The organism is Bacillus sp. L_1B0_5 (assembly GCF_000836715.1).
GTDB classification, from domain to species: domain Bacteria; phylum Bacillota; class Bacilli; order Bacillales; family Bacillaceae_G; genus Bacillus_A; species Bacillus_A thuringiensis_S.
This window is the reverse complement of the sequence record NZ_JXIS01000025.1, coordinates 120,067-133,895: the sequence shown is the minus strand read 5'-3', so window position 1 is coordinate 133,895 and position 13,829 is coordinate 120,067. Positions and strand designations below refer to the sequence as shown.

Below are 13,829 nucleotides of genomic sequence, written 5' to 3'. Positions count from 1 at the left end.
AGGTTATGAAACAGTCTGTTTCAGCTGAGCAAATTGAATTGAAATCGAGTTTACCAGGGAGTAAGAAAGTATATGTGGATGGACCACGCGCAGGCATGAAAGTGCCGATGCGTGAGATTGAACAAAGCGAAACGAACGGCGTTCCAAATCCTCCAGTCCGTGTGTATGATACGAGCGGTCCTTATACGGATCCGGCGTATAAAGTGGAGCTGGAAAAGGGAATTCCAACGCCGCGTCATTCTTGGATCATGGAGCGCGGGGATGTAGAGGCATATGAAGGGCGCGAGGTGAAACCAGAGGATGATGGTGTGAAAGTGGCTTCGGAACATACACCTGTTTTCCCGCAAATGGATCGCCAGCCGCTTAGAGCGAAGCAAGGTGCAAACGTTACGCAAATGCACTATGCACGTAATGGCATTATTACGTCTGAGATGGAATATGTTGCGATTCGTGAAGGTGTAGAGCCGGAGTTTGTTCGTAAGGAAATCGCGGAAGGCCGTGCCATTTTACCAGCGAATATTAACCATCCGGAAGCAGAGCCGATGATTATTGGGCGTAACTTCCACGTGAAGGTCAATGCAAATATAGGAAACTCTGCTGTATCTTCTTCTATTGCAGAAGAAGTAGAGAAGATGACGTGGGCAACGCGCTGGGGTGCGGATACGATTATGGATTTATCTACAGGTAAAAACATTCATACGACGCGTGAGTGGATTATTCGTAACGCGCCTGTACCAGTTGGGACTGTACCGATCTATCAAGCGCTGGAAAAAGTAAACGGAATTGCAGAAGATTTAACGTGGGAAGTATATCGTGATACGTTAATTGAGCAAGCTGAGCAAGGCGTGGATTACTTTACGATTCACGCTGGTGTATTGCTTCGTTACATTCCAATCACGGCAAAGCGTACGACAGGTATCGTTTCACGTGGTGGTTCGATTATGGCACAGTGGTGTTTATTCCATCATAAAGAAAACTTCCTATACACTCATTTTGAAGAGATTTGTGAAATTATGAAGCAGTATGATGTTTCGTTCTCTCTCGGAGATGGATTACGTCCAGGTTCGATTGCAGATGCAAATGACGAAGCACAGTTTTCTGAGCTTGAAACACTTGGTGAATTAACCAAAATTGCTTGGAAACATGATGTGCAAGTTATGATTGAAGGACCTGGACACGTACCGATGCACTTAATTAAAGAGAATATGGAGAAAGAACTTGATATTTGTCAGGGCGCGCCGTTTTACACACTTGGGCCACTAACGACAGATATTGCACCAGGTTATGACCATATTACATCGGCAATTGGAGCTGCGATGATCGGTTGGTTTGGAACGGCGATGCTTTGTTATGTAACGCCGAAAGAACATTTAGGTTTACCGAATAAAGATGATGTACGCACGGGTGTTATTACGTACAAAATTGCAGCGCATGCGGCTGATCTTGCAAAAGGGCATAAAACGGCTCATCAGCGTGATGATGCACTTTCAAAAGCACGTTTCGAATTTCGTTGGCGCGATCAATTTAATTTATCTTTAGATCCTGAACGTGCGATGGAATATCACGATGAAACATTGCCAGCAGAAGGTGCGAAAACGGCTCATTTCTGCTCCATGTGTGGACCGAAGTTTTGTAGTATGAGAATTTCACATGATATTCGTGAATATGCGAAAGAAAATGATTTAGAAACGACAGAAGCAATTGAAAAAGGGATGAAAGAGAAAGCGAAAGAATTTAAAGACACTGGTAGTCATTTATACCAATAACACGTTACACCTCTTTACTTGATTGATCACACTGTAGTACCTAACTTAAATATAGAAGAAGCCCGCTTTGCTAAGACGGTAGCAAAGCGGGCTTCTGTCGTTTATCCCGCTATTTGTGGGCAGTAAGACCCCCACCTCAAAATTCAGCGGAAGCAAAGAAGTTAGGTCGGGGTCGGGCTGCCCGTAAAAGCCCGATTGGTTTAACTAATAATCAGTGGGGGATGAACAAAACCCGCACTGATTAAAGTTTCACTTTATAAGGCGAAGAAGAGGTGTACCCAGTAGTATAAGAGGAATAATGTGACGACTGTTGTGAGAGGAATAACGATAAGGGATACACTTAAATAGTCTTTCCATTTTACTTTAATTTTGTTTTGTTTCAGAATATACATCCAAATGAGTGAAGCTAGTGTACCAATTGGTAGTAATAGTGAACCGATGTCACTACCAATAATGTTTGCGAGGTAGATAGTTTTTAATGTGACTGGGTCTAGTCCCATTTCTGTTAATGTGATTGTACCAATCATAAGTGCAGGATGGTTATTGAAGACGTTAGAGAGGAGGGAGACGAGTCCACCCATTGCAAAGCTAGCATAGAGTAGATGTTGACTTACAACTGGTTCAAGCCAATTTACAAGCGCCGCTGTTAATCCTGCGTTGTGAAGCCCGTAAATAATGACGTACATAGAGAAAGCGAAAATTAAAATGTGCCACGGTGTCTTTTTCAAAATATCGACAGGGTTTGTTCGTAAGTAGTACCATCTCCAGATGAGAAGAACGAGTGAACCGAGTACAGCAACAATTTCGATTGGAATCGATAAGAAGGATGCAACGAATAAAAGGCAGCGCATAAGGAAGACGAAACCTAATACTTTTAACATGAATCTTGTACGCTTTTGTTTCGTATCAACAGAATTATTTCCTTTTAGTGGATGGAAGTTTTTCGTGAAGAAAATTTCTTCAATATCATATGAAGAAACAGGTAATTTTTTCGGAAGTTTTTTCTTTAAAACTGTATACATAAGCCATGACATAAATAATAAGCCTAATGTTGCAGGTACAAACATCATAGCAGTATGCATATAAAGAGTCATATGGACGATGTTTAATGCGATTAAATTTACGATATTACTTACACCAATTGGTGCACTAGATGCCGTAGCGATTAAAGCGCCACTTAATAAATAAGGAATTTGCTGATGAGGTTTTAATTGAAGATTTTTTAGAAGAAGAATTAAAATTGGAGTTGTAATTAAAATACTACCGTCGTTATTAAATAAAAGAGTCATAAGAAAACATAGTAATTGAATATACCAGTATAAACGGTGACCAGAACCCTTTGCTAAATTTGCTAGTTTTGCTGCGGACCAATGGAAGAAGCCGAAGCTTTCTAATATAACGGCCATAACGATGGTCGCTAATATTGTTATGGAGGCACCGCCAATTTTACTTATAATGTCCATGACGTCTGGTTTTGACACAAGTCCAGTAATCAGGATAATGCCAGCACCGATTGCTGCTGGCCATGCCTCATTTAAACCACGAGGCCGCCAAAAGATAACAATCATCGTTAAGAAGAATACAATAATAGTAATCCATATTTCAATGCTCATATTTTGCCTACCTTTCTATTTCCCCTTGAACAGATGTAGCTTGTCTCAAGTTTATATTGGTAGTATATTCAGCAAAAAATAAGAAGAACTAGACGTATAACGAGATGAAGCGAATATGTGTTTTTCAAGCTAAAGGACAAGTGTCACTAGTAGTGAAATAACTATTGTGATAGGAGTCTATAAATTGATTGGGTGGTAAGGTAGTAAATGAGACTTATATCGGTGTAACTGAAAATATATCAGCGATTATTGAAATATATCGGCGCAACTGAAAATATATCAGCGATTATTAAAATATATCGATTTACCGACAAAACATGAAAAAGGAGTCTATCCCAAAATACCTTTTGGAACAGACTCCAAGGCTATATTATTTTTCCTTCAAAAAAGTACGATCCTTCAAGAATAAATTCCAGAAGAAAATAAATCCTGGTAATAAAATTGCAATCCCAATTGCGTATAGAATGAGAAGTGCATAGAACGTTTCTGTCGTTGTAAAGCTTGTAAATACAGTTACGTCAGGATAAATAATATACGGTAAATGCGCGACGCCGTAAGCGTAGCTTGCAAATGCATATTGAGCGACGACAGCTAAAACGGCAATGCGAGGGTATCCTAGTGTATTGTACTTTTTGTTTGTCCACCAAAGGGACGAGTATCCGATAACGAATAAAACAATAGAAACTGTAAACCACGGGAATTGCTTTATTAATCCTTGCATAAGCCAATGTGTTTCTGGATCCATTACAACGAGGGCAATGATCGCCGTAACGAGCGTTGCAGGACCAAGGATGATGGCATTTCTTCTATAAATTCTATACGTATCTTCTGAACTTTGTTCTCTCGCAAAATCAGCGAGAAAGAGAGAGGAGAGAAATAGTTCAGACGTTATTCCGAAGAGCATATAGCAATAGATAACCGGGCTAGAAAGAAGTTTTCCATACAGGAGTACTTCTTTCCCTTCAGACATTGTAATATAGGCTCCCTCTGTAACGGGTAAAACGGTAATTAATAGTGCTGGAATTAAGAGACCAGTAATACCTGAAATAACCCGAAGAAGGTACTGATATTTCGGCAAGGAGTAAGCAAACACCATAAATGTACTACGTACTGCAACGAGCACTAAAATTAACATAACTGGTACGAACATTACTGTCGCAAGGGTAAAGGCCGCTTTCGGAAAGAAGCCGAGAAATGCGACAACGACGAAAACAAGAAACGTATTTGTTACTTCCCAAGTAGGTGATAAGTACCGATTCGCAAGTTTGGCAGCGAGCGTTGGATGTTTTGCGTATACCATGCCCCAAAAACCAGCGCCAAAATCGATGGACCCTAATATACTGTATACGAAAATAAGGGCCCATAAGATGATGATTGCAATACTTTCCTCATGCATGAGAATCGCCTCCTTGGTGTTGTAAATCATTCTTTAATGGATGTCTTCTAAAGAATGTCCGTAGAACAAAGACTGTTAAAATAGCGAGTCCAATATATAAAATGATGAACAAAATAAATAAAGGACCGACGAAATCAGCGCGTGTAGATGCATCGACGGTACGCTGCATACCATAAATTGTCCATGGTTGACGACCGCTACAACTGAAAATCCATCCGAATTCAATACCGAGCATCATAATTGGTCCGCATGCGGCAGCCCCCCAAAGTAGCCACTTCGGTAGTTCTGTTCCCTTTTTTCGGTAAACGAAGTACCAATATAAGAGCGCAATTGCTGCAACTGCAAAGGTAAACGCAGCAGTGCCGACCATTAAGTTGAACAGTGTATGTGTATAAAATGGTGGCCATGTTTCTTGTGGGAATTCCTTTAAACCTTTTACGACAGTGTTAGGGTCTAGTCCCACTAATAAGCTAAGCATGTTTGGAATTTCAAGTGCATAGTTTAGTTCAAGTGTATTAGGATCCACAACTCCGCCAATGGATAGCGGTGCGTGTGATGTCGTTTCAAATAAAGCTTCAGCAGATGCAAGTTTTTCAGGTGAGTGTTTATGTAAGGCAATCGCTGATTCATGTCCTGAAAGCCACATCGTAGCGCCTGTAATAAATGTAACGACAAGCCCTAATAGTAGCCCTTTTTTATGATAAGCAATTTCACGTGTACTTAAATTTTTCTTCAATAATTTAAATCCAGCGATAGAAGCAATGACAGCCGCACCAGTTGCATAAGCCGTAATAACGACATGGAATGCACTTGTGCCAAAACTCGGATTAAAGAAAGCTTTCCACGGATCAACGTTAAAAACAGATCCATCTGGATTCATTGAAAAGCCTGCCGGTGTATTCATCCATGTATTTGCTGATGTAATGAGCACGGCGGATGCCGTGGCACCAAGCATGACGAAAAATAGCGAGATTAATCTCATAAATGGAGGAAGTTTATCAGCTGCATATACGTAAATCGACATGAATAAAGCCTCCAAAAAGAAGGCGAAAATCTCAATTTGGAAGGGAACAGAAATAACTTGCCCGACAATTTTGGCAAAACCAGGCCAAAGAAGTGAGATTTGTACACCAACAATTGTTCCAGTTGGAATTGCTACACCGAGAAGAATAGCAAACGCCTTTGTCCATCTTTTCGCCATAATGGCATAGTCGGAGTCTTTCTTCCAGTGATAGAGTACTTCGCTTATAAAAATCATCAATGAAAGTCCGACACCAAGTGTTGCAAAGATAATGTGGAATGCTAATGAAGAACCAAAAAATGCTCTTGCTAATGTTACCGTATCCATATGTAAACTCCTCTTCTTTTTTGCCATTATTTTCTGATTGAATTGGAAGATTTATTCAAAAAAACTACCAAAAATATATATGTATTTAAAAAGTGAATATGATAATATAATGTTGTAATATTTTGAATAGAAAGAAATGAATAGTTGCTCATGTTTTGTTTGTTTTTTGCGCAGGAATATTTTATAATCTTTTATGCGAACATAAGTTCTGTTTTCGGAATGAAGAAGTTTATGTGAAATGGAGAGGGTGTTTTATGTATCCTGAAGTCATTAAAAAGATGGCATTTTCAAAAGAGCATAGAGATTTATTATTGAAGCTATATAATAAAGAGATTACACGTCGTGAATATGATCGACTTGTACAATCGCTATATAAACCTTCTAAAGAGGTTTGCGGGGGATAGAAATGTGGGAGACAATCTAATAGATTGTCTTTTTTAAATTTATGTATGTTCTGATAAAATTAAGGTTAGCCTTACTAGGGAGGTGAAAAGATTGCGGAAACGTTTATATATAGGGATTGGAGTTATCTTCTTAATCGCTTTAGGTGGAATTGTATTTTGGTCAGCTTTACAAGGAAACCGTACAGAAAATTTTATTTTAAGACATATGGTGAATGAAAATGGAACGCTTGCCACGTATCGTTTAGTAGATACTAAGGCAGGTACGGGTGAAGCAAAGGGACGTGAAGCTTTATCAGAATCGGCGGGATTATGGTTACAATATACACTTGATAAAGATGACCAGGCGTTATTTGATGAGCAAGTAAAGGTTATTCAAGATAATTTCGTATATAAGAATCATATCGTTTTATGGAAACTCTCTGAAAAGGGAGAGAGGCAGTCAGCTACAAATGCACTTATAGATGATCTTCGTATTATAGAACAATTATATCGTTCTTATGAAATGTATAAGGAAGAGCGTTATAAAAACCTTGCTGATCAATTAAGTGATGCTGTACTTCGTTATAATAAAAAAGATAATTATTATGTTGATTATTATGATGCAGATGCAGGGAAACAAAATAATTTTGTAACAACATCATACATAAATCCGCGTGCATTCTCCTATATGAAGAAGTACGGCAAAGTTTCTGCTCAGCAATATCAGGAAGTCGTTCAATTTTTAGCGGATTATCCAAGGCATGGCTGGGCATTCCCAAAAGAGTATAAAGAAGATGGTACATTTACGTACGATAAAGAAGTGAATCTTATTGACCAATCATACGTTGCATATCATCGGAGTTTAGGAGGTCTTTCATCAGATGCTTATTTGGAATTTATAAAGAAGAAGTTCCAAGAGGATGGAAAGCTATACGGTCGTTACAATTTAGAAACGGGAAAACAAACTGTGAATTATGAATCGCCGGCCGCGTACGGATTAACGATTTTGTACGTACTACAAACAGGTGATACAAAGTTTGCGAAGGAATTGTATGATCATATGTCCACATTCCGAAATGACAACGTATTTAGTAGATATTACGGTGGATATGTAACAGGTGAAAATAATAATACGCATATTTTTGATAATGTACTACCACTTTTAGCTGAAATGGAATTAAAAAAGAGTGAACAATAAAAGGTGCCACCATATGAGGGTGGCACCTTTTATTGTTCATATAATTTTACGTCCTAATATTAGAAAAGTAGTCAATCACGAATTCACGGAATTGCTGAGCTGTTTTTGATAAGTAACGTTTTTTGGACCAACTTAATCCGATGGTTCGCTGACAATTGGGTTCAATAATACGCAACTTGCTTGATGCTAAAGTAGAGTTTTTTAATAAAGTTAAACTTGGAACAAAAGCGATGCCGAGCCCTTGCTTAATGAGGTCGCTAATCACTGTCGGTTCATCTACTTCAAAAGCAATATGCGGAGTGAAACCAGCTTCTTTACAAAATTCATCCGTTAAGTGCCGAAATCCATAGCCAGTATTCATACTAATAAACGGTTCGTCTTTTACTTCATGCAGGTGGATGTTTTCTCGGCCGGATAAACGGTGGCCTGAAGGGACGACTAAGAAAATTTCTTCTGTAATAAGTGGTTCCCAAACAATCTCCTCACCTGCAATTGGCACAGAGGAGATACAAAAGTCAATTTCTATATTATCTAGTTGTCGTTTCATAGAAGGAGTAGATGCAAGAAATTGTTGGAATCTAACGTTAGGATGTTCTAGTAAAAAAGAGCCAAGTAGTTCCGGTAATATTCTTGGAATAGAAACGGCCAGTGTAATAGAGCTTTGTTGTAATTCGGCTAAATCTTTAATTTCTCGTTCCCCTTCACTTAATTCATGAAAAATACGTTCTACCCGTTTTAAAAATACTTTTCCGAAAGAATTTAAAGTAATCTGTCGGCCTTGGCGATCAAATAAAGGGACGCCTAAATCCTTTTCAAGTCTAGCAATTGTTTTGCTGAGTGAAGGTTGCGCGATATGCAATTCTTCAGCTGCCTTTGTCATATGTTCTAGTCGTGCGACTGTCTGAAAGTATTTTAACTGGAGCAGTTCCATTTCGAATCCCCTTTCTATAGACCAAAAGGAATGAATTGATAATTAAAGATGTATTATACAGTATGGAAAGTGACGTGTATAGTAAATCTGTTAAACCATTCTAATGGTGTTAAATTCGGAGAAGGAGTATGTTTCATGAAGGGAATTAAACTTATATTTAAAGATTGGAAAGCGATGTGGCACCATAAACATGGACGTATCGCTTTAATTTTTTTGTTAATCGTTCCTTTAATTTATTCAGGATTCTTTTTAGCTGGATATTGGGATCCGTACGGAAAATTAGATAAATTACCTGTTGCGGTTGTGAATTTAGATAAGGGTGCTGCGATGGATGAAAAAACAATTCATGCAGGAGACGATTTTGTTAAAAATTTAAAAGAGAATAAGGAACTGGCTTTTCATTTCGTATCAGAAAAAAATGCAGATGAAGGGTTAAAAGAAGATAAATATTATATGGTTGTTACGATTCCGGAAGATTTCTCTAAAAAGGTAAGTACACTTATGGATGAGAAACCAGAGCCGGCAAAGTTGCAGTACAAAGTAAATCCAGGTAAAAACTTTGTAGCAGCTCAAATTGGAACGACAGCTGTTGAAAATATGAAAACAAAAATCTCAAACAGTATTACGAAATCTTATACAGAAGGTGTCTTTTCAAAGTTTCAAGATTTAGCACAAGGATTGAGTGATGCAAGTAATGGTGCTGGGAAGTTACATGAAGGAACGACCGATGCAAAAAATGGAGCGAATCAGCTTGCGGATGGTATTGATCGTTTAAGTAATGGGACATCGAAATTGAAAGAAGGAAGTGACAAGCTTGCATCCAGTCAAGCTGCTTTAACTGGGGGAGCAAATGAGCTGAGTCAAGGAGCGACATCACTTCATAGTGGTATGGAGTTATTAGCACAAGGTGAAAAAACGTTACAATCAGGAGTTAGTGAATTAAGTGCTGGTACAAATGAATGGGTGAATGGAAATGAAAAACTTGCTGAAGGGCAAGCGAAAGCGGACAATGCGGCAAATAATGTGAAACAACAATTAGAAGAGTACGTGAAAAATCATCCAGAAGTGCAGCAAGATCCCGCTTTTCAAAAAATTGTTGCTACGTCTGATGGACTAGCTAAAGCAACAAGTACTTTAAATAATAGCCAACAACAATTGACACAAGGTGCGAAGAAGCTTACTGACGGTCAACATAAGATTGAAGAAGGCATGAATACATTCGGAGTTAAGTTAAATGAAGCTACTGCTGGAACGAAAAAGATAGCAGATGGTGCATCGAATTTGGCTGATGGATTTACGAAGTGGGGAAATGGATTTACATCATTGCAAGAAGGTGTAAACCAGCTTGCGAGTGGTGGAACGGAGCTGAATAACGGTGCTAGTAAATTAACAAATGGACTTGTTAAACTTGATGATGGTGCGAAAGAACTTTCTACGAAATTGGGAGAGGGCGCAGAGAAGATAGCGGATGTTCGTAATGATGATGCACGTAATACGATGTTCTCAGAGCCAGTTCAGTTAGTGAAGTCAACAGTTTCTGACGTTCCTAACTACGGTTCAGGCATTGCGCCATATTTCTTATCACTTGCATTTTATGTTGGCGGAATTATGGCATCGAATATTTTACCGCTTGGCCGCAGACAAAATATGAAGGTAAGCGGAACGGTACATTTTATTAATAAACTAGGATTGGTATATTTAATTGGACTTATTCAAGCGCTACTCGTAGATGTAGTTGTGCTAGGTGTTATGAAATTAGAAGTCGCAAGTGTGCCACTCTTTGTTTTATCAAGTATTGTTATTTCCTTTACGTTCATGACATTTATTCTTATGTTAGTAACAGTATTTGGTCTTGTTGGAAAGTTCTTAGCGGTAACGCTTCTTGTCTTGCAATTAGCGACAAGCGGGGGGACTTTCCCAGGAGAATTAAACATAGCTGTTCTTAGCAAAATTGGACAGTTTCTCCCAATGTCTCATTCTCTTAGAGGATTACAAGATGTTATCTCTTTAGGAGATTGGTCGCAATTACAAATGCAAATTTTAATATTGTTATGTTATCTCGTTGTTGCCGGTGGAATTGCTTGGATCACGAGCCATATACAGCATAGAGAAACGAATGTAGAACAAGTTTCTTAAAATGAAAGAAGCTATCCGATTTTTTCGGATAGCTTCTTTTTTATTTGCGTTCCATTACTGCAAAGTAATTATTTTCATTATCAGCAAAGTTGAATGCTCTACCAGTAGGTAAATCTACAACCTGTCCAACTGTGACATTTTTCTCAGAAAGATCTTTATATAGACGGTCTAAGTCATTTGAGAAGAACATAAGTGAAGGTGTATTAAGGTTTAGTTCAGGTTGCATCTTCGCGATTAACGCTTTATCGTGAAGGACGATGCTTGTTCCTGCTTCTTTCGCCGGTGCAATTTCAATCCAGCGGAATCCGTTTCCGTTATTTTCTTCCGCAATGATTTGGAACCCTACTTTTTCTGTCCAAAATTGTACTGTTTCGTCTTGGTTATTTACATATAGCATAATTTGTCCAACTTGATTAATCATAGGTGTCTCTCGCTTTCTTTTTTATATGCATATTATTATATCAAATATATGGTTTGAATAGTTTTTTATGATTTTTTCGGAATACAACCTTCGTCCATTCCATCTTTGTTGTAGGAGAAGGCCCTGTAATCCAAGTATGAAATGGTATTGTGCTACAAATGACCATTGTTGAAATAGAGATAATAGCCGTCAACACAAATAGTAATAGGCTATATAATATAGTATTTTCTTGCAGTGTGAATAAAGAAAGAAACTTTGTACATAGTTGCAAGAAGAATAAGTGAGCTAAATAAGCACCATACGTGTAATTTCCAATGAAACGTAACGTTTTATATAAGAAACCACGACGCTGTACTATCATAATAGATAACACATACAGTATGATAATTTCGCAGACGATATATAAAAACATAGATGGTTTTAAATAGGTAGAAACAGTTAAATGAATAGAGTTTGCTCCATAAAAACTAAACAACTCATAATTGATGAATAAAAATAAGATGAAAAATAATATTGTTATAAGCGGGATATGTTTCATGACGAATAGACGCCAAGTTTTTAGTGCTACAGCGGCAATGCCACCCATAACGAAATAGAATGAGTAGAATAGAAATGATCGATCTGTATAATGTAAAATTGTTGAACTTGTTAATTTTTCTCCATTAAAAATATAGTGAGAAGAGAACCACATTAATAGAAAATATAGGCACGCGAAAAAGGTCATATATTTATATATGTCTTTTTTATTTTCTGTTCGTTTTTGAAACCAATAAAAAAGTGTGCATAGTAAAGGGAACAATAAGTGAATTTGGAACATCATAATAACGTACCAAAGATGGGGCGCGGCTGTTCCGAGTAATAAACTTTTTATTCCACTTTGTAACGTAATAAGATCGTTTGTTGTTAATAAGTAAAGAATAGACCAAAAGAAATAAGGAATGAGTAAGTGTGTCGCTTTTTCAGAAATATATTCTTTATATACTAATTGTTTCGTATAGTGACGAATTAAGTGAAATCCAACGATAAATATGAATGCTGGTGCTGAGAATTTTGCAAGATTAAATAGCATGCCCATAATGAGGGATTGCTCAAGTAAGACATTTCCTTGATTCATTGTATATAATAAGGAACTTTGCAAAACGACAGCGAGAAATGCAATGCTTTGCAAAACTTTAAATTCAGGTGCGCTTTGTGTCATCGTGTCCATCTCCTTTTCCATACATGATTATAGTACGGAGAATGGATAATGGATGTGGAATATTTGTGAAGATTTTAACAAATTTGTGGCGAGAGGAGATATCAACTTATCAACAAATAACGACAAAAAGAGGATGCTCGTTTAGAGCATCCTCTTTTTAGCTATTAAGCAAACTTGTTTTTGATCCAATTCTTACCTTCTACAAGGCGAGCTGTCATTACCGCACAAGCGTTATCTGCTGTTACGTTTAACATCGTTGCAGGAGGATCAATGATTGTACTAATTGCTGCAATAATTGGTAATGCTTCTGGCGGGAAGCCGTATAGAGAAACGATTAACATTTCACCAATCATACCACCGCCTGGAATAGCACCCATTACTGTTCCTACTAATAGAGAAACAACAAGTGCGATTGCTAATGTTTTCGGTCCTTCGAATTCCATGTTGAAAATACCGAATAAGAAAGCAATTTTTAATACGCCACCTAAAACAGAGCCGTCTTTATGAAGTGTAGAACCAAGAAGGACAACTGTTTCACGAACGTCTGAAGAAATACCCATTTTCTTCGTTGCTTCTAAGTTCGCTGGAATACTTGCGGCACTACTACAAGTTGCAAGTGATGTAACTGTAGGAGAGACCATGTTTTTCCAAAATACTTGTACACCTTGTTTGCGACCTGCAAGGTATGCATAGAATGTGAAAAATACAAAGAAATAAATTAGAGAAGCTGGATAGTATACCATTGCTGCTCGGAAGTAAGTTCCAAGAAGTTGTGGTCCGAATTCACCAACTAATGCTGCGAAGTAAGCAGCAAGTCCGATTGGAGCGTAGTACATAATGAAAGATACAACCTTCATTGAAATCTCTGCACCAGCTTGTAGGAATGTAGCGAATGGCTTTCCTTTTTCACCAACTGCTGAAGTTGCAATCCCCATTAAGATAGAGAAGAAAATAAGAGCTAACATATTTTCACGAGATAGTAACTTCGAGAAGTCAGATACTGTTAAAATACCGACGATTTGATCTGCAACACTAACAGCTTTGCCGGCTTTGTCAGGTTGTGTTAGTTCTAGTACAACACCTTGTGCTGGTGGGAATACTTTCACGACAATAATCATAAAAATAGCAGCTAAAATACTTGTAAATAAGAAAGTCCCAGCCATACTAGACATAATTTTACCGAAACGTTTTAATCCATCCATATTAGCAATAGACGATGCGATGCTAAAGAACACTAGAGGTACAACAATCGTAAACATTAAGTTTAAGAAAATGTCACCAAGCGGCTTTAAAGCAACTGCATCGGCACCCATGAAATAACCAATGAAACCACCAATTAGGATAGAAGATAATAAAATAAGTGGAAAGCGATATGCCTTCATAAATATATCCTCCTATCAATTAAAAAAAATCATACTGAATCATTATAGCGAGTTAGA

At 37.8% G+C, this 13,829-nt stretch carries 11 protein-coding genes; 4 read left to right on the top strand and 7 right to left on the bottom strand.

Going from position 1 to position 13,829, the window contains the following annotated elements; genetic code table 11:
* The first annotated feature begins 5 nt into the window (after positions 1-5).
* Positions 6-1,766: a phosphomethylpyrimidine synthase ThiC gene (gene thiC, locus RT27_RS08630; protein WP_043935833.1), complete on the top strand. Its 1,761-nt coding sequence runs from the start codon at positions 6-8 to the stop codon at positions 1,764-1,766.
* Positions 1,767-2,020: 254 nt separating this feature from the next.
* On the opposite strand, the gene RT27_RS08625 is transcribed toward thiC, so the two are convergent.
* From RT27_RS08625 to cydA, 3 genes are all read right to left on the bottom strand, one after another.
* Complete coding sequence (locus RT27_RS08625) at positions 2,021-3,379, bottom strand: arsenic transporter (protein ID WP_016079710.1); 1,359 nt, start codon at positions 3,377-3,379, stop codon at positions 2,021-2,023.
* Between the two features lie 370 nt (positions 3,380-3,749).
* Positions 3,750-4,775 (bottom strand): cytochrome d ubiquinol oxidase subunit II, encoded by a 1,026-nt coding sequence (locus RT27_RS08620; RefSeq protein ID WP_000544183.1) that lies wholly within the window; start codon positions 4,773-4,775, stop codon positions 3,750-3,752.
* Complete coding sequence (cydA, locus tag RT27_RS08615; protein WP_016079711.1) at positions 4,768-6,123, bottom strand: cytochrome ubiquinol oxidase subunit I; 1,356 nt, start codon at positions 6,121-6,123, stop codon at positions 4,768-4,770. The genes RT27_RS08620 and cydA overlap by 8 nt, the downstream gene beginning before the upstream one ends.
* 254 nt (positions 6,124-6,377) lie before the next feature.
* Here cydA and RT27_RS35155 point away from each other — a divergent pair, with 254 nt between their 5' ends.
* Entirely contained in the window at positions 6,378-6,527 is a 150-nt protein-coding gene (locus RT27_RS35155) for a hypothetical protein (RefSeq protein ID WP_000283180.1), read from the top strand.
* Between the two features lie 91 nt (positions 6,528-6,618).
* Complete coding sequence (locus tag RT27_RS08610) at positions 6,619-7,704, top strand: hypothetical protein (RefSeq protein ID WP_016079712.1); 1,086 nt, start codon at positions 6,619-6,621, stop codon at positions 7,702-7,704.
* Between the two features lie 46 nt (positions 7,705-7,750).
* On the opposite strand, the gene RT27_RS08605 is transcribed toward RT27_RS08610, so the two are convergent.
* Positions 7,751-8,635, bottom strand: coding sequence for a LysR family transcriptional regulator (locus tag RT27_RS08605; RefSeq protein ID WP_016079713.1), 885 nt, complete (start codon positions 8,633-8,635; stop codon positions 7,751-7,753).
* A 135-nt stretch (positions 8,636-8,770) separates the two neighbouring features.
* Between RT27_RS08605 and RT27_RS08600 the strand changes: the two genes are divergently transcribed.
* A complete protein-coding gene (locus tag RT27_RS08600; protein ID WP_043935832.1) occupies positions 8,771-10,771 on the top strand; it encodes a YhgE/Pip domain-containing protein in 2,001 nt (666 codons plus the stop codon).
* Positions 10,772-10,811: 40 nt separating this feature from the next.
* On the opposite strand, the gene RT27_RS08595 is transcribed toward RT27_RS08600, so the two are convergent.
* The 3 genes from RT27_RS08595 to RT27_RS08585 all read right to left on the bottom strand — a co-directional run bounded on the left by RT27_RS08595 (position 10,812) and on the right by RT27_RS08585 (position 13,772).
* On the bottom strand, positions 10,812-11,192 hold the full coding sequence (locus RT27_RS08595) for a VOC family protein (RefSeq protein WP_000610162.1): 381 nt from the start codon (positions 11,190-11,192) through the stop codon (positions 10,812-10,814).
* Positions 11,193-11,232: 40 nt separating this feature from the next.
* Positions 11,233-12,390 (bottom strand): acyltransferase, encoded by a 1,158-nt coding sequence (locus tag RT27_RS08590; protein ID WP_043935831.1) that lies wholly within the window; start codon positions 12,388-12,390, stop codon positions 11,233-11,235.
* A 164-nt stretch (positions 12,391-12,554) separates the two neighbouring features.
* Positions 12,555-13,772, bottom strand: coding sequence for a dicarboxylate/amino acid:cation symporter (locus RT27_RS08585; RefSeq protein ID WP_000649376.1), 1,218 nt, complete (start codon positions 13,770-13,772; stop codon positions 12,555-12,557).
* Positions 13,773-13,829: the final 57 nt, after the last annotated feature.

Excerpts from the sequence above, each read along its gene's own strand:
- thiC (WP_043935833.1), top strand. The coding sequence starts at position 6 with ATGAAACAGTCTGTTTCAGCTGAGCAAATTGAATTGAAATCGAGTTTA.
- RT27_RS08625 (WP_016079710.1), bottom strand. The coding sequence starts at position 3,379 with ATGAGCATTGAAATATGGATTACTATTATTGTATTCTTCTTAACGATG.
- RT27_RS08620 (WP_000544183.1), bottom strand. The coding sequence starts at position 4,775 with ATGCATGAGGAAAGTATTGCAATCATCATCTTATGGGCCCTTATTTTC.
- cydA (WP_016079711.1), bottom strand. The coding sequence starts at position 6,123 with ATGGATACGGTAACATTAGCAAGAGCATTTTTTGGTTCTTCATTAGCA.
- RT27_RS35155 (WP_000283180.1), top strand. The coding sequence starts at position 6,378 with ATGTATCCTGAAGTCATTAAAAAGATGGCATTTTCAAAAGAGCATAGA.
- RT27_RS08605 (WP_016079713.1), bottom strand. The coding sequence starts at position 8,635 with ATGGAACTGCTCCAGTTAAAATACTTTCAGACAGTCGCACGACTAGAA.
- RT27_RS08600 (WP_043935832.1), top strand. The coding sequence starts at position 8,771 with ATGAAGGGAATTAAACTTATATTTAAAGATTGGAAAGCGATGTGGCAC.
- RT27_RS08595 (WP_000610162.1), bottom strand. The coding sequence starts at position 11,192 with ATGATTAATCAAGTTGGACAAATTATGCTATATGTAAATAACCAAGAC.
- RT27_RS08590 (WP_043935831.1), bottom strand. The coding sequence starts at position 12,390 with ATGACACAAAGCGCACCTGAATTTAAAGTTTTGCAAAGCATTGCATTT.
- RT27_RS08585 (WP_000649376.1), bottom strand. The coding sequence starts at position 13,772 with ATGAAGGCATATCGCTTTCCACTTATTTTATTATCTTCTATCCTAATT.